Annotated in this window: 20 protein-coding genes; 1 reads left to right on the forward strand and 19 read right to left on the reverse strand. The window is 52.6% G+C overall.

Features of this window, described 5'->3' with window-relative positions:
* Positions 1-31: 31 nt before the first annotated feature.
* From hpt to pth, 18 genes are all read right to left on the reverse strand, one after another.
* Positions 32-571, reverse strand: coding sequence for a hypoxanthine phosphoribosyltransferase (hpt, locus tag K7397_RS16390; protein ID WP_223069016.1), 540 nt, complete (start codon positions 569-571; stop codon positions 32-34).
* A 61-nt stretch (positions 572-632) separates the two neighbouring features.
* Positions 633-2,072 (reverse strand): tRNA lysidine(34) synthetase TilS, encoded by a 1,440-nt coding sequence (tilS, locus tag K7397_RS16395; protein WP_223069017.1) that lies wholly within the window; start codon positions 2,070-2,072, stop codon positions 633-635.
* A gap of 64 nt (positions 2,073-2,136) precedes the next feature.
* A complete protein-coding gene (locus K7397_RS16400; protein WP_223069018.1) occupies positions 2,137-3,066 on the reverse strand; it encodes a serine/threonine protein kinase in 930 nt (309 codons plus the stop codon).
* Entirely contained in the window at positions 3,050-3,790 is a 741-nt protein-coding gene (locus K7397_RS16405) for a vWA domain-containing protein (protein WP_223069019.1), read from the reverse strand. The genes K7397_RS16400 and K7397_RS16405 overlap by 17 nt, the downstream gene beginning before the upstream one ends.
* A 236-nt stretch (positions 3,791-4,026) precedes the next feature.
* Positions 4,027-6,525 (reverse strand): stage II sporulation protein E, encoded by a 2,499-nt coding sequence (gene spoIIE, locus K7397_RS16410; protein WP_223069020.1) that lies wholly within the window; start codon positions 6,523-6,525, stop codon positions 4,027-4,029.
* A gap of 352 nt (positions 6,526-6,877) precedes the next feature.
* Entirely contained in the window at positions 6,878-7,351 is a 474-nt protein-coding gene (locus K7397_RS16415) for a S1 domain-containing RNA-binding protein (protein ID WP_223069021.1), read from the reverse strand.
* Positions 7,352-7,507: 156 nt separating this feature from the next.
* Positions 7,508-7,918 carry an FtsB family cell division protein gene (locus K7397_RS16420; RefSeq protein WP_337926746.1) on the reverse strand — a complete coding sequence of 137 codons (411 nt, stop codon included), beginning with the start codon at positions 7,916-7,918 and terminating at the stop codon, positions 7,508-7,510.
* Positions 7,867-8,430, reverse strand: a complete 564-nt coding sequence (gene yabQ, locus K7397_RS16425; RefSeq protein ID WP_223069023.1) for a spore cortex biosynthesis protein YabQ — start codon at positions 8,428-8,430, stop codon at positions 7,867-7,869. The genes K7397_RS16420 and yabQ overlap by 52 nt, the downstream gene beginning before the upstream one ends.
* Positions 8,427-8,708: a sporulation protein YabP gene (yabP, locus tag K7397_RS16430; RefSeq protein WP_223069024.1), complete on the reverse strand. Its 282-nt coding sequence runs from the start codon at positions 8,706-8,708 to the stop codon at positions 8,427-8,429. The genes yabQ and yabP overlap by 4 nt, the downstream gene beginning before the upstream one ends.
* A 121-nt stretch (positions 8,709-8,829) precedes the next feature.
* Positions 8,830-9,111: an RNA-binding S4 domain-containing protein gene (locus tag K7397_RS16435; RefSeq protein WP_223069025.1), complete on the reverse strand. Its 282-nt coding sequence runs from the start codon at positions 9,109-9,111 to the stop codon at positions 8,830-8,832.
* On the reverse strand, positions 9,111-9,383 hold the full coding sequence (locus tag K7397_RS16440; RefSeq protein ID WP_223069026.1) for an HU family DNA-binding protein: 273 nt from the start codon (positions 9,381-9,383) through the stop codon (positions 9,111-9,113). The genes K7397_RS16435 and K7397_RS16440 overlap by 1 nt, the downstream gene beginning before the upstream one ends.
* Before the next feature lie 205 nt (positions 9,384-9,588).
* Positions 9,589-11,082 (reverse strand): bifunctional methyltransferase/pyrophosphohydrolase YabN, encoded by a 1,494-nt coding sequence (yabN, locus tag K7397_RS16445; RefSeq protein ID WP_223069027.1) that lies wholly within the window; start codon positions 11,080-11,082, stop codon positions 9,589-9,591.
* 141 nt (positions 11,083-11,223) lie between these two features.
* A complete protein-coding gene (locus tag K7397_RS16450; protein ID WP_223069028.1) occupies positions 11,224-12,894 on the reverse strand; it encodes a putative polysaccharide biosynthesis protein in 1,671 nt (556 codons plus the stop codon).
* A 189-nt stretch (positions 12,895-13,083) separates the two neighbouring features.
* Entirely contained in the window at positions 13,084-13,626 is a 543-nt protein-coding gene (gene spoVT / locus K7397_RS16455) for a stage V sporulation protein T (protein WP_223069029.1), read from the reverse strand.
* A 403-nt stretch (positions 13,627-14,029) separates the two neighbouring features.
* Complete coding sequence (locus tag K7397_RS16460) at positions 14,030-15,100, reverse strand: peptidylprolyl isomerase (RefSeq protein ID WP_237690986.1); 1,071 nt, start codon at positions 15,098-15,100, stop codon at positions 14,030-14,032.
* Positions 15,087-18,611, reverse strand: a complete 3,525-nt coding sequence (mfd, locus tag K7397_RS16465) for a transcription-repair coupling factor (RefSeq protein ID WP_223069055.1) — start codon at positions 18,609-18,611, stop codon at positions 15,087-15,089. Before mfd ends, K7397_RS16460 begins: the two co-directional genes overlap by 14 nt.
* 167 nt (positions 18,612-18,778) lie before the next feature.
* Complete coding sequence (locus K7397_RS16470; RefSeq protein WP_223069030.1) at positions 18,779-19,009, reverse strand: anti-sigma-F factor Fin family protein; 231 nt, start codon at positions 19,007-19,009, stop codon at positions 18,779-18,781.
* Positions 19,010-19,086: 77 nt separating this feature from the next.
* Entirely contained in the window at positions 19,087-19,647 is a 561-nt protein-coding gene (gene pth, locus K7397_RS16475; protein WP_223069031.1) for an aminoacyl-tRNA hydrolase, read from the reverse strand.
* A 134-nt stretch (positions 19,648-19,781) separates the two neighbouring features.
* Here pth and K7397_RS16480 point away from each other — a divergent pair, with 134 nt between their 5' ends.
* The gene (locus tag K7397_RS16480; protein ID WP_223069032.1) at positions 19,782-19,982 is read left to right on the forward strand and encodes a hypothetical protein; all 201 of its coding nucleotides are present in this window, start codon (positions 19,782-19,784) and stop codon (positions 19,980-19,982) included.
* 134 nt (positions 19,983-20,116) lie between these two features.
* On the opposite strand, the gene K7397_RS16485 is transcribed toward K7397_RS16480, so the two are convergent.
* A complete protein-coding gene (locus K7397_RS16485) occupies positions 20,117-21,070 on the reverse strand; it encodes a ribose-phosphate diphosphokinase (RefSeq protein ID WP_223069033.1) in 954 nt (317 codons plus the stop codon).
* Positions 21,071-21,096 lie beyond the last annotated feature (26 nt).

A 21,096-nucleotide genomic window follows, 5' to 3' on the forward strand; every position in this document is an offset into this window, starting at 1 on the left:
CGCGAAGCCAAAGGGCTCTCGCCGCCTGTCTTTAGGTTGTGTAAATCTCCGGCTTCAATACCCCGATAAATGGGAGGTTGCGGTACTTCTCGGCGTAATCCAAACCATATCCTACAACAAATTCATCAGGCAATACAAAGCCGGTATAATCTGCTTGCAAATCTACAGTACGGCGTGCCGGCTTGTCAAACAACGTAACGATAACCGTTGACTTTGCTCCACGGCGACGAAGCACATCAATCAGATAAGTAAGTGTCAGTCCGCTGTCAATGATGTCTTCGACGATCAGGACATCCCGTCCTTCAACTGAGGCATCCAGATCCTTGATGATCTTGACTACCCCGGAAGATTTTGTGGAAGCTCCATAGCTGGACACAGCCATAAAATCGAGCTCAACCGGTACCGTAATTTCTTTTACCAAATCGGCCATAAAAATAAAAGCGCCTTTGAGGACACAAATCACCAGCGGGTTGCGCCCCTCGTATTCTTTGCTAAGAATAGCCCCCAGTTCCTTTACTTTGTCTTCAATCTGTTTCCGGGTAATCAGTACTTCTTGAATGTCGTTCTGCAACTTACGCGAACCTCCTAAAGTTATACTATGAATATCCGTTCCCACCGATAACCAGCCCGGCTTAACCGCTTGCTTTCTCCCATTTCATAACGATCACCCTACCGGTACTCCCCTTAATCGGAGCCAGATCCGAGCGGCGTACGCCGGGAATCCAGACAATCCGGCCGAGGGCGTCCGTTACAATGGGGATACGACCGCGCAGAGAAGGCGGAATTTTCGCATCAATGAAGATATCTTTAACCTTTTTGCTTCCGGCAAGTCCCATCATTCTCATGGTATCGCCCGGAAGGCGGGAACGTACGGTAAGAGGACATAAAAGCTCGTCCGCATCGAATAAGGCTTCATCCCTGCTAAGCGGTTTCAGCGCCGGCGGTACGGATTCTGCAGACAGCTGCCGGAAAGACAAAACCCGGCCAGTTCCGGCAACCGGAACTGAAGCCGGAATAGCTTCCACACGATAAGCAAACCCCGCTTCCTCCACGCTTTGGGAAAGGAAAGACAGGTCGCCATATTCCCGGCGGCACAGCGAACCGCCTCCTAAATCTATTCTCCATGTAGTCGGACGATCCTGCAGCGCTCCGCTGCGGATAGCCTCAATTTTGGCAAAATCCGATTCTTCCGTGTTTATAGGCAGATAAGTTAATATTAGTTTAATCAACCTCCGTTGTAAAGCGACATGTAGCCCGGCCAATGCAGCGATTTTCAGGCTGATGGTGCCGTCCTTATCTCTTACGGTCAGCCTCTCCACAGCCTCTTCGGCAGCCTTGGACATATAGTCATCCTCACTTTCGGCGACAAGCGACAGCCGGTTTAAAGATTGAACCAGTTGCCCATTATATTGCCCCAAAAAAGGGAGCACATCCAGTCTTATCGCATTTCTTGCATATTTGTTCGAAAGGTTGCTGCTGTCCGTTACAAAGGAAAGACCCGCTTCTTCACAGGCCCTTATAAGGTCTGTCTTGTACATACGAAGCAGCGGCCTAATAAGTTCCACATTTTTTTCCTTCCGTTTGATTCGCATTCCCCCAAGTCCCGTCAGTCCGCTTCCTCTCAGAAGCCTGAGCAAAACCGTCTCGGCCTGATCGTCCCCATGATGGGCCAGCGCGATGGAAGCTGCCCCGTATTTGTCCGCGACCTGATGCAGGAACCGGTACCTCAGCTCGCGCGCAGCCTCCTGTCCGCCCATCCCGCTCTCTTTCATATATGAGGGAACATCCAGTTCAGCCAGTTCAAACGGACAGCCGTATTTCTTCGCCAGTCCGCGTACAAATTCGGCTTCTTCAGCCGATTCGGCCGGGCGGAAACCGTGATTGACATGCGCCACGACAAGCCGCAATGCAGCCGATTCATCCTGACTGATGAGGCTTAATATATGCAAAAGGGCCACAGAGTCCGGTCCACCCGAAACTGCGACCACAATCATATGCCTTGGCGCCCACAAGCCGTGTTCCTCTGCAAGCTCGCATATCTGTTTCACCATACGGCTCAGGTTCAGCTCCATCAGAGACTCCCCTCTTTCCGACACCGCTTCGCGACATCACTGTTTATGTAAAGTTTGTTTACCTTTAACGCAGGCTCCAGTAAAGCGCGCAAATCAGCAGCGCAAGCGACATGATAAAGGCGCTTTTCAACCATCCGGGGGTAGCAAAGCCTTTTTTCCGCGGTAAACGTCTGCAGATGTTTTTTTCCCAGTATGTACACGCCTCTTCACTCGTTGCAAAGCTGCCGGAAATCGCGCGTTTGAGCCAGCCGGCATAAGGCTTGAGACTGGGCTTGCCCGCTACAATAGCCAGCAAATCTTCGGCGGTTCGCGTCTGCGGCAGGCCTCGCGCGGCCTTTTTCAGTTCATCGCCGGCAAGCAGGTGGATGCAAACCACGGAGAAAGCGAACCAATCGTACGCCACATCGGCTGTGCGGCTCCCGGCATTCCAGTATCCGCGGTCATACCACTCGGTAAACTGTTTGACGCTTCGTCCGATCTGGCTGACCCCGCCGTAATCGATCAATTCAACTTCCCCATAAGGCGCTGCCATTATATTGTCCGGCTTCAAGTCGCCGAAGACCCATCCCGCCTCATGCAGCTTCCTCAGCTGTCTCAGCACATTAAGCCCGGCCAGATCAAGCCAATCCGCTCCTTTTCGTGCAATAAATGCGCTTAAGGGTTCCCCTTTCACATATCTCATGACATAAAAGGGGATTTGTCCCTCAGGAAGCTGGATGTCATCGACTTCCACCAAATAGGATGTAGGCTGTCCGCCCCGCCGTCCGGCCTCCTGCTTCTGAAGCGTTTTGAGCACATTGATCTCGGATTGCAGATCTACGGTATCGAAGCCCAGCTTCAGGGCAAAATACCGGCTGCCGCCCTCTTGCTGCACCAAATAGACAATGCCGTTGGCGCCGCGGCCCAGCAGCCGTTTAACGATATATCTTCCTTCATGCCAGCGGCCCCGGATGACGGTCCCCGGCGTCAATGCTAGATCAGTGGACGTAGTCACTGAGAATTCCTTCTCTTTCATCGGCTTCACCCAGACCCGTTTGGTATCCATTAAGTGTACCATATCGGAAGAAATCAATCACCTTAAGAAGCGCCGGGCCAGTAGGAGTCGCACCCTTCATCACAAGGCGCTGGAACAAAGAGCGGGCCTCATTGATTTTCGAGGTCCAGTCCATATCCAGTACGGCATCTTCCCCGCTGTGTTTGCCCGGAAAATGAAAGACGGCCAGTCGGGTTTCGCCTTCCCTGGCGCCAAGACTGAGCATCAGATCACGGATCGCATCCTCCACAGCCGCCAGTTTCGGCTTCATGCTCGCGCTCGCATCGATCAGCAGCGCTACATCAAGAGGAGTGGTCTCGGTCAGCTCATCCATGACTTCAACGACTTCGGACCGTTTGTCGGGAGGCAGCGATTCCACGGAGCCAGACCCCAAAATTTGTTTCAGCTCTTTATTAACCGCTTGCTGAATGGTTTGAACTACTGTTTTCCGGGTCATCATCTGCATCGTCTTCGCAAGCTGGCGCGTCTCGGCCAGCTCACTCATGCCGCCGCCGGCTTTGGCAATCTCCTCGATTTCCATGGCTCCAAGTTCCCCGATCGTTCCATAATCGACGACACCGATCACATTGACCGTAATCCCTTCCTGTTTGGCGAACGATGCTGCCATAACCGGACTTTGACCGACATTGGAACACCCGTCCGTAATTAATAGAATCTGCTTCATCTTCGTTTCCCCCGTTTCGATGGATTCCGCCTGGAAGCGGTCTGATTCGGACAATAAGGCCTTGACTGTTCTTCTCTAGCTTTTCCATCAAACCTATCATTTAAACATGGGGGTTCTGATAGGACGGGCAGTCGCTTTCCTAAGAAAAACCGTCCGGAAAAATCGCCGGACGGTCTTTTGCTGCGCTGTGATACGTTTGTACGGGGGGGAGGGAAGATTCAAAGCCGGAATATTCATCAGCTGACCGTCCTCGGACGGTCCATGCGCTGAACGCCCGGGATATGAAGTGTCGACCACTTCGGCATATGATGATTGACTTTGGCGACAACAACCGTCATATCGTCGTCAATCTGATTTTTCTGATAACGGATTACGGATTCAAGCAGGCAGTCTGCCATTTCCTGCGGGTCATCGCCCTCCATCTCCATAATGAGGCGTTTCATCCAGAGCTCTTTGTTAATGGCATGTCCGGGCGCATCGTAAATCCCGTCTGTCATCATGATCAGTGTATCTCCCGGATGCAGCTTCAGCGTCACCAGATCGACTTCGATATCCTGGATGATGCCGACCGGCAGGTTGCTTGCCGTCACCGGAATGACCTCGCTGCCCCGCTTGATGAAGCTTGGAGATGAACCGATTTTCAGAAAAGTCGTTCGTGCGGAATACTCGTCGATAATCGCCATATCCACCGTGGCATAAACTTCATCCGGAGACCTCAGCATCAGAACCGAATTGACAGATTTAATGGCCAGCGTTTCATCCATGCCGGACTGCAAAAGCTGTTCCAATATGCCCAGGGCGGTGCTGCTCTCCAGCTTTGCCCTTTCCCCGTTGCCCATCCCGTCGCTGAGAGCGACGGCAAATTTCCCGTTGCCCAGCTGGGCGGCGCTGAAGCTGTCTCCCGACAGCAAATCTCCGCCCTTCGCCGCCCCCGCAACTCCGGTCGTGATCTCAAAAGTTTTGGCGGAACCAAACGTCACCGTCTGCATCCCTTCCCGGAAACCGGAGGTTTCGTTCACGACTGCAATTTGTTCGCTCAAAATGTCTGAGAGCAGCGGGGCAATGATTTTGCGGCATTCATCATACCCTTTCGTATAGTTATGGACAATTTCAATTTCGACGTTGCCGTGATCCAGGGAGATAATATCCACGCTATGAATGGATAAACCCATTTGCTCCAGCGCTTCCCGGATTTGTTCCTCCTGATGGGACATCTCCTGCCCTTCTCTTTTAATTTCTTTGGCCAAATCCTCCATCACCTGGGACACGCCCGATAATTGTTCGGCTACAAGCTGCCGGCTGTCGTATATTTGCCGTTTCCAGTGCATATCATGCTGATAGAGGTCATATTCACGTTTCATTACTGCAAGCACCTGGTCGGTTTTGCTGCAAATTTTATGCCATTTCGCTGGAAAATCCTCTTTTCCAAAGTTAGGGTTCTCTTCAATGGCTGACATCATTTCTGTCATATATTTATAGGTTTGATAGAACTTGCTGTCCCAGCACTGCCCTTTGCGGAAGCAGGTGGCGCAGGCCCCTTCGGCCGCGGCGTTCATGAAATGGTCGAGCTCCTCCCCCCGCTTGGCAATTTCGGAGGAACCCGTTACCTGCACAAAGCTGCGGGACAGCTGCTTGAACACCTGGGAAAACTGCGTTACCCGCTCGGCGGTTATATCCCGGATGCGCCGCGCATATTCATGTTGTGACCGGCTGTGATCCTGGGTTCCCGGAACATATCTTGCGATCAGGCTTAACAACGTCTTTGGTGTAAGCAGAAATAACATGACCGCCGCACAGGTCTCCCATGTCGAGTTCATTATATCGCCCGGACCCGATAAATAAATGGACAGTATCGATGAACCGAGCAGCATGCCGAATCCCACAGCCCACCTCTTCCCTTCCCTAAGCATGCCGGCCAGCATGCCCGAAAAGGCCAGCAGACTCATCTGATAGACTGCGCTCATATCCGCAAGGCTGAGGATCAGGCCCGTTACCACCCCTACGGAAGCTCCGAGCGGAGCCCCGCCGACCAGGGCGAACAACAGAATTAAATACCTGGACATTATATGTTCGATCGACAATCCATACACGCTCCACCCGACCGCGCCTGTCATGACGGAAGCCAGCAGAATGATGAGACAGAGAATCTCTTCGTTCCTGAGATGGATATTTTTTTTGCGGTAGGTGAATACCGGAACGGCTTGTATAAAAACAAGCGTAAGCACAAAACTGAGCACCGCATCCATAACCGCCATGGTAAGCGCATACCAGGTTAGCGAGGGTCCAATTACCGCCTCAAACAGATTCACAAAGAAGGTGGAGGTAAATACCATAATCGGGGCATAGGACAATTCGGAACGTTCGAAGGTCTCCATGCCTTTTTTCATCAGCAAAATCATGACCATTTCACAGAGAACCGTCAGAAAATGGTTTTGCACGCCAAACAATGAACCAATCAAAATCGAGCCGAATACCGGAAGAATCAAATCTCGCCGCATAAAAGCAATAACCGCAAAAAAGGCGGCAGGAAACGGAGTCAGCTCATTCAATATGGTAGCCTTGCCGAGAAGGAATCCGATCAGAGTCAGCAGCATTCCCCATTTATTAGCCGTGATGAATCGCACCGTTCGAACCGCAGCCGGCCACTCTCTCCATTTGTCTGCCAGGCCGCTTCTCTCTCTTTGCTCCTTGCCTTTCTTCATTCCCGGAAACGCAATCACATTTCGCTTCTCCATTGTTCAGCACCACCTATTCTCAAGATTGGGTATGTCCCATTATAGGCGGGGGCTGCTGGAAAGTTTGTCATAAACCGGGAGGTCGTCCAAAGAAATTTACGACAAATTGAGAGGCTTCCGCATAATTTTGCGACCCGTTGCTGCTGCTTGAAAAGAAGCGACTTAGACGCTTTTATGTTCGCATGTTAAGGGGAAATGACGGACTTCTCCGCCCGCTCCCTTTATAGCGATTAGCAAGGAGATAGCTGGAAAAGCGTTGGAAACTGTCGTCAAGAACCGAAGTAGCGACAAAAAAACCGTAGAGTGCGAAAATGCACCTACGGTTCTGATCTCGTATCATAATAAAAAGATATTACATGCGTTTCGCGCCGCGTCCACCGCGTTTGCCTTCGGTGTTCTTCTTCAGCGACGAAATGCGCTCTTCACTATCTTTCAGGAAGCGTGACACCTTATCTTCAAATGAAGTCTTGCTGGCTGGAGGTTTGAAAGAACGTCCGCCCCGCTCACGATTATATCCGCCGCCGAATTCTCCATCCCTGCCCGGACGATCCGGTCTTGGGGCACGCGGAGGTCTGGTCGACTCAACCGGCTTGTCAACAGCCTGCTTGATCGAAAGCCCGATCTTGCCGTCCTTATCCACATTGATGACTTTAACTGTCACAATGTCGTTAAGCTTCAAGTGGTCGTTGACATCCTTAACGTAATTGTCGGCGATTTCCGAGATGTGAACGAGACCGGTGACACCCCCTGACAGATCCACAAATGCTCCAAAGTGCGTGATGCCTGTCACTTTACCCTCTAACTTGGTGCCCACTTCAATTGCCATAAAATAAAATGATCCTCCCTTAAAAATATACAGCAAGACTTAGAATACATTGCTGCGGTGATTTGATTATACCGAATGACTCATAACAGGTCAACCGGTTGGAAGCCTGTTATAACAAGGATTATCCCGATTTTGGGCCCTCTGAATATATAAAAATCATTTTCCGTCCGGGGACTTCAGGATTGGCGTCTCCCCCGGTTTATACAAACCATATTTCTTCCTTGCAATCTGTCCGATATATTCCGGATCTTTTAAACGGTTGACCTCGTATTTTACCTGATTCAGACTTTCTATACTGGCCTGCTCGTTTGCCCGTGCCTGCGCAAGCTGCTTGGACCTGCCTGTTAGTTCGACAGACTGGGAATAAAACATATATCCTGCCCAGCCCGCAAAGAGAATGACAAAACCTAGCCACAGCCTTAGCCGTCTTTTAGTGCCGGCATTTCCGCTCCCCTTGCGTTCCCGATGGTTTGCAGCGACTGCAGTGCGCATGATGATCCCCCCATCAATTAGCGTTATTCCTTGGTAAACCAGCTTCGAACCGCCTGAACCTTCGCTTTCACCCACTGCCAGCCTTCTGGGAGTTTAAGCCGCCGAATGAGCGGAAGAAGCAAAAACTTGAGCAGCTTCCATACAGGCAGCAGCAGCCGAAGCAAAAACAGCAGCACAGCCCAAAAAAATCCGAGCAAAAGCTTGGCAGCTTTCAGCGCAAGCCGAAGCGGCCCAATGATCAACACCTGAAATAACCGTACGCTTGCAAAACAGATCTTGTCCACTACCTTCAATAACATTACCACAAAACGCCCGGTTATAACACTTAAGAATAAAAAATAAATCCACACCCCTACAAACAAACCGAGGAATACGTAGAACCGGATTTCTCCCTCATTGCTGTGATAAAGCGTTCGAAATACAAACAGGGCCGCCCAAAGCCAATAAAGCAAGTCCAAACCGTGGATGGACCACCTTGGGAAACGGTATCTTCCCTCTATGATCCGCATGCTGTCGTAAACGACGCCGAGCACGCTTCCCGAGGCCAGCATCCACAGCAGAGTAATCCACTGTACCTGTAAACTCATCGCAGCAGCTTGCCAAGCAATCCTTTATTTTTAGGTTGGGAGCCCGGACTAAGATAGGACAAGGAATTCACGGTACCTTCAATCGAGACGAATCCTTGTTCCAGATTCAAATTTTTAATATGCAGATTGCTGCCCCGAATCGTTAAATGTCCCAGCTCTGTCTGCAGCAGGAATTCCTCGTTATCAAAGCTTTCGACGTTGTTCACGCCTGAAATCTCAAGCAGCTTGCGGTTATGGAGCCTCACATCCTGCACCTTGTTCTTCCCTGGTTCATTCATGGCATGTACCCTCCTTCTATTGTTAAGCTTATGGAGGGGTGCGCAGCTTTAGAACCTGACCGGGAGCCTCGAAAAATAAATAAGAAGCACACCCTTCTCTTTAGGGCATGCTTCTTCGTTTCTAATTCCAGTCCAGATCGTTCTTCTTGGCAATCGGTTCTTCCTTGATGACCGTATACAGGCTTGCGGCCTCATCCTTACGGGTTGTCTCGGCCAGGCGTTCCACACGGACGGTAACCAGCTTCTGCCCAAATTGGACGGTAATTTCATCGCCCGCTTTGACCGTGCTGCTCGGTTTCGCTTCCCGCCCGTTAATCAAAACCCTGCCTTGCTCGGAGACATCCTTGGCAACCGTACGCCGCTTGATCAAGCGAGATACTTTAAGGAATTTATCTAAGCGCATTATTTTACTGCTTCTTTAAGTTTGTTGCCCGCTTTGAATGCCGGAACATTGGATTCCGGAATTTCGATATTTTCGCCGGTTTGCGGGTTGCGGCCAGTACGGCTTGCGCGTTTGCGGGTTTCGAATGTACCGAAGCCGATCAGCTGCACTTTGCCTCCGTCAGCAAGCGTATCGGTGATTTCGTTAAGCAGTTCGTTAAGCACGGCCTCTACGTCACGCTTGGTCAAGCCGCTTTTACTGGAAATATTGTTGATCAAATCTGTTTTGTTCATGTTTAAAAGCCTCCCACATTCAAAAAAATAGACTTTGCCCGTTTCTTTCGGGAAACCGGTCTGCCGAATTTAGCCCATCCTGCTCTTGAGAAGCAGCAATCGACCTATAGTTAATTCTTGTTCTTTCATCAAAATCCTGCTGGCGAAAGCTCATTTCCCAAAATAATTTGGTGAACTTCCTTCTTCACCAGCTTGCCTTCACACCCTACGCCTGCCGCTCCTCCGCTTTGGCTTCCTCCCAAAGCTTGTCCATTTCCTCGAGGCTGCTGTCCTTAGGCGTAAGTCCGCGCTCTGCAAGCTTCCGCTCGATATAGCGGAACCGGGAAACGAACTTGCGGTTCGTCTTGGACAGCGCCTCTTCCGGATCGGCGCCGATAAACCGCGCCGCGTTCACGACCGAGAACAGCACATCGCCAAGCTCCTGCACCGTTTCCTCGGAGGATTGCCCAAGGCGCACCGCTTCCTTCAGCTCGGACAGCTCCTCTTCCATCTTGGCTATTGCGCCGCTTGCATCGTCCCAGTCAAAACCAACCTTGGCCGCCTTCTTTTGCAGCTTGTAGGCCTTCATCAAAGCCGGAAGATCCTGCGGCACGCCGTCCAGCGCCGACATCGCTTCAGGCACAAGGCCCTTGCGGCGCTTCTCTTCCGCCTTCATGGCTTCCCAGTTTGCGAGCGCGGCTTCGGCATCCTCCGCGCCCATCCCCCCAAATACATGCGGATGGCGGAAAATGAGCTTTTCATTCAGGCTGCCGATGACGTCATATACATTGAAGGCGCCCTCTTCTTCTTCCATCTGGGCGTGGAGCATAATCTGAAGCATCAGATCGCCAAGCTCCTCCTGCATATGCTCCGGATCATCTTCATCAATCGTTTCCAGCACTTCATAGGTTTCTTCGATGAGATTCTTCCGGATCGAGCTGTGGGTCTGTTCCCGGTCCCACGGACAGCCTTCGGGACTCCGCAAAATATCGACAATTTCATGCAGGCGGTCAAAGCTCTTGATCTGCAAAAGCGGATCCTCGCTGCGAGGGATATAAACGAGCGAGAGATTGCCGAAGCCCTGTACCCGGTCGAGCTCATACAGCGGCACTTTCAGAATCTCTTCCTGCCCTTCGACACCGAGCGCGTGGCCAACGACCACTTCGTAATCCTCCGGATAACGCTCCATCAGGCTGAGCTTCACGTCGGAAGCCGTAAACGTGTCGTACACTTGCCCGATCAGCGTATGCAGCCGGGGCTGCAGATGAGATACGGCGAGGCCTGAAGCGTCCAGCAGCTGAAACCCTTCGATCGGATCAAAGCCAAGCCGGGAGAAGGCTTCGTCCAGGAAGCTTTCTCCGCCGATCACTTCAAGCGCGATGCCTTCCTCTGGGCAGCGCTGCCGCAGCAGCTGAACCGTGGCTTCGGCCACCATCGGATGGCCCGGAACGGCATAGACCACCGAACCGCTTCCAGCGGCAGCTTCCGCAATCAACCGGTCGGCAATCTCTTTGTATACGGATGGAAAATCGTCGTTCGCTTCATAAATGCTGTCGAAAGACTCAAAAGACACGCCGGAGGCGGCAAGCCAGTCCAGCACCGGATGCTCCTTGGTCCTTACATACAGCTTGCCCGCTTCCTGAAGCTTCTTCATATTACCCAACGTCAGCCGATCCGGATCTCCCGATCCAAGGCCAACTACTGTAATTATTGGCTTCACAGCTCTTCACTCCCGGCTCTCGCATTTAACGACGAAATCGTCAATATGAATACTATATCATCTGCCCCGCCCCGCCTCCAAGTTTTCGCCCTGACGGGGCTGCCGGATTGTGACGGCAGCAAGGGGGGCCGGCAGGCAGGGTTATGCCTGCCGGGGCAGCAGCCGCAGCTTGTCCAGCACGAGGACAAGCTGCGGGCCGACCCGGGGCAGGGCGCTCAGCTCTGCCCCGCTGATCAGGCGCAGGCGCAGCGCGGCCGCCAGGAACACGGCGGCCCCCAGCAGCACGCCGAGCAGGCTTTCGGCGGCGGCGTCCAGCCGCCGGCCGTCCAGCCCTGCGGCGGCCCAGCCCAGGCGCAGCAGCAGCACGGCTGCTGCCATCGCGGCCAGGCACAGCGCTGGCCGCAAGAGCGCCGCCCGCAGGTTCGGCGCAAGACCCAGGCGCCGGACCAGCAGCGCCATGTTCAGCGCGGCCGCAAGCGCATAGGCCGCGATGCCTGCCGCGGCCGCGCCGTCTATGCCGAAGGCCGGCGCGAGCAGCACGTTCAGCGCCGCCTTCAGGACGGCGGCCAGCGTCATGGCCAGGGCCGGGGCACGTACACTGCCCAGGCCTTGCAGCAGCGCGGCCGAGATGGTGGCTATCGTCGCCGGAGCGGCCGACATGGCCAGCCAGGCGAAGGTGTCGCTGCCCTCGCTGTTTTTGTACAGCATCATGTTGATCGGCTCGGCCAGGACCGCAAGCCCAACCGACGCGGCGCAGCCGATGAGCCAGAACCAGCGCAGCGCAAGTCCCGCCTGATTGGCTGCGCGCGGCCAATCGCCTTTGTATTTCAGCTCGGCCATGGATGGTATGAACAGCACCGATAATGACGCCGCCATCATCGTCACCAGCTGCACAAGCGGAAGCCCGCGGTTGTAAATGCCGATCTGCGCCATCACCTCGGTCCCTGTCCGGCTTCCGTCCGCCAGCAGTCTCGGCAGCGTAAACGTATCGACCAGCCCCAGCAGCGGGATGGCCAGCGCGGCCAGACAGATGGGAAGCGCGTAAGCCAGCAGCGACTTCAGCAGCGCTCTGCCCATGGCCGGATTCGCTCCGGTTCCGAAGGAGCTGCCCTCTTTGATTTCCTTTACCCCGCTAGCTGACTCCTGAACCCCGGTCCGAGACCTATGGCGGTGGCGGCGCCATACGAACAGCATGACGGCAAGACCCGCAGCGCCGCCTGCCGCCGAACCAAACATGGCGCCGCCCGCAATGCCGCTTTCCTGGGCGCCGATTGAGGTCAAGTAGAGCAGCAGCACAATCATAACGGCGACCCGAACCGCCTGCTCGATTACTTGCGATAAGGCGGTGGGAAACATGTTCTGCAGCCCCTGAAAATAGCCACGCAGCGCGGCCGAGGCCGGTACGAACAGCAGCGCGGGCGCTGCAGCCCGGAGCGCGGGTATCGTGTGCGTGCTGCCGATCCAGCTTCCGAGCAGCGGCGCTCCAAAGAACAAGAGCAGGCTTCCGAGCAGCCCAAGCGCCACCATAATGACGGCCGAGATCCGCAGCACGTAACGGCCTCCACGTTCGTCGCCGTCCGCCTCCCGTTCAGCTACAAATTTCGAAACAGCTGTGGAAAAGCCGGCCGTGGCCAGTGTCACAAGTAGCGTATAGAAAGGGTAAACCGTATTATAAATGCCGAATACTCCGTCTCCGCCTATATTTTGCAGCGGTATCTTTTGCAAGGTGCCGAGCAGCTTTGAGAGAATCGCAGCCAAACCTAGCAGAAACGCACCCTTAAGCAGCCTTGATGCTGCCGTTGATTCTTTCATAATCCTCTTCCCCGGCGGCCGGATGACGCGGCCTTCTTTAATTGGATACGGACTTGCTTCTCTATTTTTGTCCTTTGTCCATTATAGAAGTTTTTTCGCTGCATGCAAAAGCTCCTGCTTCTTGGTCTCTCTCGCAGGGGAAAGAAACATAGCAGGAGCCTCGTATTCTTTTAGCGTCAGGGCTGGTTCTTATTGTTCCATCTGTTTGCCGAGGAATCCGGCAGCCGTCTCCGCCATTTTGGTCTCAAGTTGCGACATTTTGACGGATTCATCCCTGTTGATCAGAACTACAGTGCCGATCGGATCGCCGCCGGCAATAATTGGAGCAATCACAAAGGTTGAAATCGTCTCGGAATGATCCTTGCTGATTTCATAAGTACCTGTATTCGTTTCAATAACGGTTTTCCGGCCATCCATGCTGCTCTCCAAAATCAAGCCGACCTGTTTATCCAAATATTCTTTTTTGGAAGCGCCAGCCACGGCGATAATGGTGTCACGGTCTGAAATGAGGGTAATATGGCCAGTACTTTCATACAGCGATTCCGCATACTCCTTTGCAAAATCGCCAAGCTCGCCGATCGGCGAATATTTTTTAAGAATGACCTCTCCATCCCGATCCACGAAAATTTCCAGCGGATCTCCTTCGCGAATCCGAAGCGTCCGTCTGATTTCCTTCGGGATCACCACCCTTCCGAGATCATCGATACGACGCACAATACCAGTAGCTTTCATTACATGCTGCCTCGCTTTCATAAGAAGTTTTTAACTACTGTTTAAACGAAAAGCTTCATCAAAGGCACCCTTCGCGCCTTTTGCTTTAGGATACAGACCATAACTCCAGGATCATTCATTCGTTTCCGGCGAGTTTAGGTTCTTGCCGGGCTTCGAAGTTCCAAGTTTGGTTAAATTCTTGACCATAGTATTCATCTGTTCCCAATTCCTTATACATGCCGATGAACGATAAATTGCCGGGCTAAAGCAGGCATTCCGCCGCAAAAACATACACGAAAATGCCCTGGATTTTTTTTCGATTAACATATCCAAAAAAAGGGAAATCATCAGCGACTAAACATTCTGATACTCCATAAAAAAGCAGCGCAGTAACCTGCGCTGCCAGTAACTATAGCTCAAATCCTTACTTCGCTGGTGCTGTAGAAGCCTCAGGGCTGCTGCTTCCTCCGGTACCGCTTGTCCCGCTTTCAGGTGCGGCGCTTGGCTTGCTTGCTTCGACCTTCGGCAAGTCGATCTTCTTGATGATCTTCTTCTCCAGGTCACCTTTCATAAATTCATCCAGCTTGTTGGAGCCTATCGTGTTCTTGATGGTATCGAGCTGCTCCTTGGTCAAGTCTTTGAACGTCTTGGCCGTACGGGATTCCACGCGCATGATATGGTAACCATAGCTCGTCTGAACCGGATCGCTGATCTTATCAATCGGCAGCGTCAGGGCAGCTTTTTTAAACTCGTCCACCCAGTTGCTGACCTCGGTATCTTTATATAACCCACCTTTATCCTTGGAACCCGGATCTTCGGAATATTCCTTCGCCAGCTTCGCGAAGTCCTCTCCACCTTCCAGCTTGGCTTTAACGTCTTTAGCCAGCTTAAGGGCATCCTCTTTGCTGCGTTCCTTGCCTTCGGCGTCGGTAAATCCGATCAGAATATGGCGTACGGAGGCGACCGTATAACTGTCTTTCGTTTTATCAAACTGCTGCTTGATTTCATCATCCGTTACTTTGGAAGTTTCGCCTTGAACGACGGTGAAGATCCGAACCATATAGTCCTTGAACTGCTGCTCCGATACCTTCTGGGCATCCAGCATGCTCTTGAACTGCTCGTCGCCGAGCTGGGTCTTCATTTGCGAAAGCTGGGATTCGGCCTGCTTGGCCCCCTCTTCCTTCGCTTTGTCATCCGCCTTTGCCGCCAGATACTTATAGGCAATTTGCTGTTTGATCAGATACTGACGGAAATCCTCCACTTGCATATATTGTTGCATCTCAGGGGAAAGAATCAGCATAATCCGCTGTTCCAGGTCAAATTCACCCTCCGTGATCTGCCCTCCGTCATAAGTTGCCACCACTTTGCCGCTATCGGTTCCCTCTGCGGCATTATCCGTTTTCTTCTTGCCACATCCTGCTATCACGGAAAAGGTCAGCACCGCCACCATGGCAATGAGCATCATTTTCCAGGAACGCCTCTTACTTTGCAACATCTTGTAGTTCCCCTTTCGATTTAAATGCCTGGCTTAAAGACTCAAGGAATTGTTCAAGCAAATCCAGCATGTCCTTGTCTTCCATTCCTTTTGCTTTGATATGGATCTCCATGTCCGCCCCTTGAGTAAATTGTACACGTCTTCCGTACTGATTGCCAACCTTCGCAAGCGCGGACGGAATGATATCCTTCGCGCGTTCCGCATGAAACTTCAAAATAACGTCGTCCCCGCGGCGGTTCATCGATTCAATGCCGTACTTTCTGCCATACAGCTTGAGCCTTGCAACCGTCAGAAGCTGGACTACGGCAGCCGGCGGTTCGCCAAAGCGGTCCAGAAGCTCGTCGGCCAGCTCCGAAGCATCTTCGAACGAGGAGATCGCCGCCGTTTTCTTATAAATTTCAATTTTCTGCACACTGTCATAAATATACTCCGGCGGCAGATAAGCATCGATGCCAAGATCTATGACGGTCGTCCATTTCTCCTGCTCCGGAGGCTCTTCGCCAAGCATCGTCACCTTGCGCTTCTGAATTTCTTCAGCCAGCATTTGCGAATACAGGTCGAAGCCGACGGACGCAATGAAGCCGTGCTGCTCCGCCCCAAGCAGGTTGCCCGCCCCCCGGATGGACAAATCCCGCATCGCAATTTTGAATCCCGAGCCGAGCTCGGTAAACTCCTTGATCGACTGCAGCCGCTTCTCGGCGACTTCCGTGAGCGATTTGTCGCGCTGGTAAGTAAAATAGGCGTAAGCAATCCGGTTCGAACGTCCGACGCGCCCCCGGAGCTGGTACAGCTGGGACAGCCCCATTTTATCCGCATCATGGACAATGAGCGTATTGACATTCGGAATATCTACGCCGGTCTCGATAATGCTCGTACTCACCAGTACATCATATTCCCCGTCGAGAAAATCAAGGATCGTCTTCTCCAGTTCCTGCTCGGACATTTGCCCGTGCCCGATGCCTACTTTGGCATCCGGAACAAGTCCTGAAATCTGGGCCGCCATCTCCTGAATGCCTTGCACGCGGTTATACAGGTAATACACCTGGCCGCCCCGGGCAAGCTCCCGCTCAATGGCTTCGCGGACCAGCGACTGGCTGTGCTCCACCACATAGGTCTGAACCGGGAAGCGGTTCTCCGGAGGCGTTTCGATGACGGACAGGTCGCGTACTCCGAGCATCGACATATGCAGCGTGCGCGGAATCGGCGTCGCCGTCAGCGTAAGCACGTCCACATTGATCTTGAGCTTCTTCAGCTTCTCCTTGTGCGTCACGCCGAACCGCTGCTCCTCATCGACAATCAGCAGTCCAAGGTCCTTGAAGACAAGATCCTGGGACAGGAGGCGATGCGTGCCGATCACGATATCGACGGTTCCGGCCCGGATCCCCTTGATAGTCTCGTTCTGTTCCTTCCGGCTGCGGAAGCGGCTGAGCACCTGAATGTTGAACGGATAGCCGGCAAACCGCTCCCGGAACGTCTCATAATGCTGCTGGGCCAAAATAGTGGTCGGCACGAGCACGGCTACCTGCTTGCCTTCGATCGCCGCCTTGAAAGCCGCCCGGATTGCTACCTCCGTCTTGCCGTAGCCTACGTCTCCGCACAGCAGCCGGTCCATCGGACGGCTCTTCTCCATGTCTTTCTTGATCTCTTCGATCGCGCGGAGCTGGTCCCGGGTTTCCTCATAAGGGAACATTCCCTCAAATTCCCCCTGCTCCGGCGTGTCCTTGTCAAAGCCATACCCGGGCGAAGCCTGCCGCTCGGCATACAGCTTGATCAAGTCGTCGGCAATATCCTCAACCGAAGACCGCACCTTATTTTTAACGCGTGCCCATTCATTTCCGCCAAGCTTGTAAACTTTGGGCTCTTTATCTTCGGACCCGACATATTTCTGGATCAGATCGATCTGATCGATCGGTACCGACAGCTTGTCGCCGCCGGCATAAAGGATGTGCATGTAGTCCTTATGAATACCGGCTACCTCAAGGGTTCCGATGCCCATATATTTGCCGATGCCGTGATTCTGGTGAACGACGTAGTCCCCCACTTTAAGCTCGGTATAGCTTTTGATCCGTTCAGCGTTGTCCATGCTGCGTCCGCCCTTGCGGATCTTACGCTGCTTCTGCGAGAACATCTCTCCTTCCGTAATGACTACGAAATGAGCGGACGGCAGCTCGAAGCCGGTCTGCAAATTCCCCTGCACAATGGAAGGCATCTCAATTCCATAATCCTCCAACACACGAATCATCCGATCTTTGCGCTCGGCATTGCTGGCGAGCATGACCACCTCTGCCCCGCTCTTCTTCCATCGTTCCATCTCGGCCTTGAGGACGTTCATTTGTCCATGGAAGTCCTGCATGCTCCGGCTGACGAAGTTCAGAATATTTTGCGGCTGCGTATGAGGCACCTGGCGCAGGAAGATCGAAAGGAACAACGTTTGAAACGGACGATGGTACAGCACCTTGTCGCTATGCACTGATAGCGGCATTTCCGGCAAACTTTTGCCGTTTTGGAACAAATGCAGGTTCCACTCGGCCTCGTCCCGCTCCAGCTGTTTGGCTGTCTCCAGCAGCCGTGCGGGCTCATCCAGGATAAGCAGCGCATCCTTCGGCATATAATCAAACAGCGTCTGCTGCTCCGGGTAAATCAAGGAGATGTATTTGTAATTTTCCGCAAAATAGACATGCTCGCGCAGCAGCTCGATCTCGCGGGAAATTTCCTGTTCCAGATGATGACGCGCCTGCCGGTCCGTCATTTTCTCAAGCTGCGCCGCGAGGCGCTGTCCCGCCTGATCGGCCGCCCGCGCAAGGCGATCCGTCCCGGCAATCAATTCCTTGCACGGCGTAATAGAGACCTCCTTCACCTGGTCCACCGAGCGCTGGTCGGACGGGTCAAAAATGCGGATCGAATCAATCTCATCGTCAAACAGCTCGACACGGTAAGCCAAGCTTGAAGTCAACGGGTAAAAATCTATGATTCCGCCCCGAATGCTCATCTCCCCGCGCGACTCCACCCGTTCCACGCGCTCGTAGCCAAGCTCTACCATGCTGCTCAGGAAGGCATCGAGCTTTAGTGTTCCACCAAGCTTCAGGTGGACGCCTGCACGGGCCATAACGTCCGGTGAAGGCAGCAGCCTGCGAACGCCGGAAAAAGGGACGACGATTATGCCGCGGAACCCCTGCGACGATTTTAGGAGCACTTCAATGCGCTGGGCCAGCGTCTCGGGGCTCGATATGGCTGATTCCGCCGCCACCAGTTCATTCGCCGGATAGAGCAGCACCTGATCCGGTGAGAGCGCTTCCTGCAAATCTTCTGCAATTTTCTGGGCCGAAAACATATTATGGGTCACGACGAGCAGCGGACGCTTTAATTGTTCATGGAGCGCAGCCAGCATCACCTGACGGGATGATCCGGACAGTCCGGAAACCAGCTGCTCCTTCATGCCGGCCTCGACGCCGGCTGTCAGCGACTGAAAATCGGAATCCTTGGAAAAAGCCTGTATGAGTGCTTGTAACAAAAGCGGCACCTCTCTTATCTTCTTCGGATAGGCGTTTTTGCCTCCTATCCTTCTCTTTAAGTATTTCTCTTCCAAACTAACCAAAATAAGCCTCAGCAAAATGGCCAAGGCTCTATAGCGTCTCATTTGATCGGTTCCCTGATCCTTCCGGCTCGCTGCTTCATGCCTTACTGCAGAGGGTTGCCGATCAGAATCAGTTCCGGATTCATTTCCATTGCTTCCCTGCAATAATCGCAAGTAACCCGAACGGTTACTTCCCCATTAGAATCATACGCTATTATATCTCTACGTTCATCAGGGGTCAAGGCATGAAACCCGAGCTGCCCCTCGGACACAAAGGGGGAGTCGATTCTTCCAATGAACGTTTTACAATGTCTGCAAACATAGTTTATTGCCATCTGTACGCCTCCTGAAGGTTGAATTATACCTTCATTATGCCCGGAGACCGTCTCTATTAGCCGCCAAAGCGTATAGATTAGCGGTTAAATTTCGCCATCGTCTGCTCAAAGGTAGCTTGAAGGCTGAATTCCAGTGCGTCGCAGGTTTGCTCAATGGAAGCATGCAGCGGCTCGGCTTCTTTTTTCGGAAAGGTGCCCAGCACGTAGTCAATGATCGAATAGCCCGGCTCCGGACGGGATATGCCCATGCGAATCCGGTTGAAGCTTTGCGTTCCGGTATGCTGGATGATGGACTTGATTCCGTTATGCCCCCCGGCGCTGCCTTGGTAGCGGAGCCTGATTCTTCCCACTTCCGTGTCCAGGTCGTCGTACACGACGATCATATCCTCGAGCGGGACTTTGTAGTAATCCATAAAAGCCCTGACCGACTCGCCGGACAGATTCATATACGTCATCGGCTTGATCAGGTACACCTTCGTACCGCCAATCATCCCTTCGCCGAGTAACGCTTTGCACTTATGCTGCCTAACGTCTATATGATGGCGCTTTGCCATCTCATCCAAAGCCATAAAGCCGATATTATGGCGTGTTTTCTCGTATTTTGGCCCCGGGTTGCCGAGCCCGACAATCCATTTCATAGGTTACAATCCTTTCTTTCGCAAATAAAGAGGCCGCAAGACTTCAGGTAAACCTGTTTCAAATTGTTATTCTTTGTTACAATAAACCTGATCGATTTCGGGTATAGCACTACTCATAAGAAGGTGAACGCATCTTGCTTGCATTCGGTTCCGAACTTGTCCTGGATTCCCATTTTCGTGAGCACCTCGAACATCATATTCCTGTTCAGATTTATTTTCGCGGCATCCATGAAGGAATCGGCCGAATAACAGGTTATAATCGCTTTTTTGTCGAAATCGAAGGGACGCTTTACAACCGGAAATCCTATTCGTTTATTTCTCGTCCGGGTTACTGATCGCTGCAGACCTTTCGAACCCAAACCCGGTTTTCAAAAATCCGCTTGTCACCAAAGAACGTTCACAGCAAGCTAGGGGCTACTCCTCCCGGACCGGGAAGAGTTAGCCCCTGTTTTACTCTTCGAAAAGCAGCTTATTCGATTTCAAACAGCTTGCTGATAGACAGCTCTTCATGCACACGAATAATCGCTTCACCCATAAGCGGTGCTACGGACAGCACTTTAAGCTTGCTTGTCGGATTCGGATGAGTGATAGGAATCGTATCTGTAACAATGACTTCTTTCAGCGGAGAGTTCTCAAGTCGTTCCATCGCAGGTCCCGAAAGGACCGGATGCGTGCAGCAGGCATATACTTCCTTCACGCCGCCTTCCTTAAGCGCATTGGCGCCCAGCACGATTGTTCCTGCCGTGTCAATGATGTCATCGACCAAAATCGCCGTTTTGCCTTCGATATTACCGATGATGTTCATGACTTCGCTAACATTAGGCTCAGGACGGCGTTTATCGATAATTGCCAGAGGGGCGTTCAGGAAGTCCGCCAGCTTGCGAGCTCTGACCACGCCGCCATGGTCCGGAGATACGACTACCGGATTCTCAATATGCTTGGAGCGGAAATACTGGGCCAGAATCGGCACGCCGAACATATGATCGACCGGAATATCGAAGAAGCCCTGGATCTGCATCGCATGAAGATCCATGGTAATCACGCGGTGCGCTCCGGCTTTCTCAATGAGATTGGCGACGAGCTTGGCGGTAATCGGATCGCGGGAACGGGCTTTGCGGTCCTGCCGTGCGTAACCATAGTAAGGAATAACGACGTTAATGCTTTTGGCGGAAGCACGCTTGAGCGCGTCAACCATCACCAGAAGCTCCATCAGATTGTCATTGACCGGCGCGCAGGTAGACTGGATCACATAGACGTGAGAACCGCGCACACTCTCTGACAGCTTGACCTGAATCTCGCCATCGCTAAAGCTCGTTGTGTCGGAATCCCCCATCGGAATACCGATGTAATCGGCTATTTTCTGGGCAAGCTTGGGATTGGAGTTGCAGGTGAATATTTTTAACTTCGAATCACAATAAGTCATAGAATAAAAACCCTCCGTGCTGTAAT

The sequence above is a fragment of the Paenibacillus caui genome (assembly GCF_019904135.1).
In the GTDB taxonomy this organism is placed as follows: domain Bacteria; phylum Bacillota; class Bacilli; order Paenibacillales; family Paenibacillaceae; genus Fontibacillus; species Fontibacillus caui.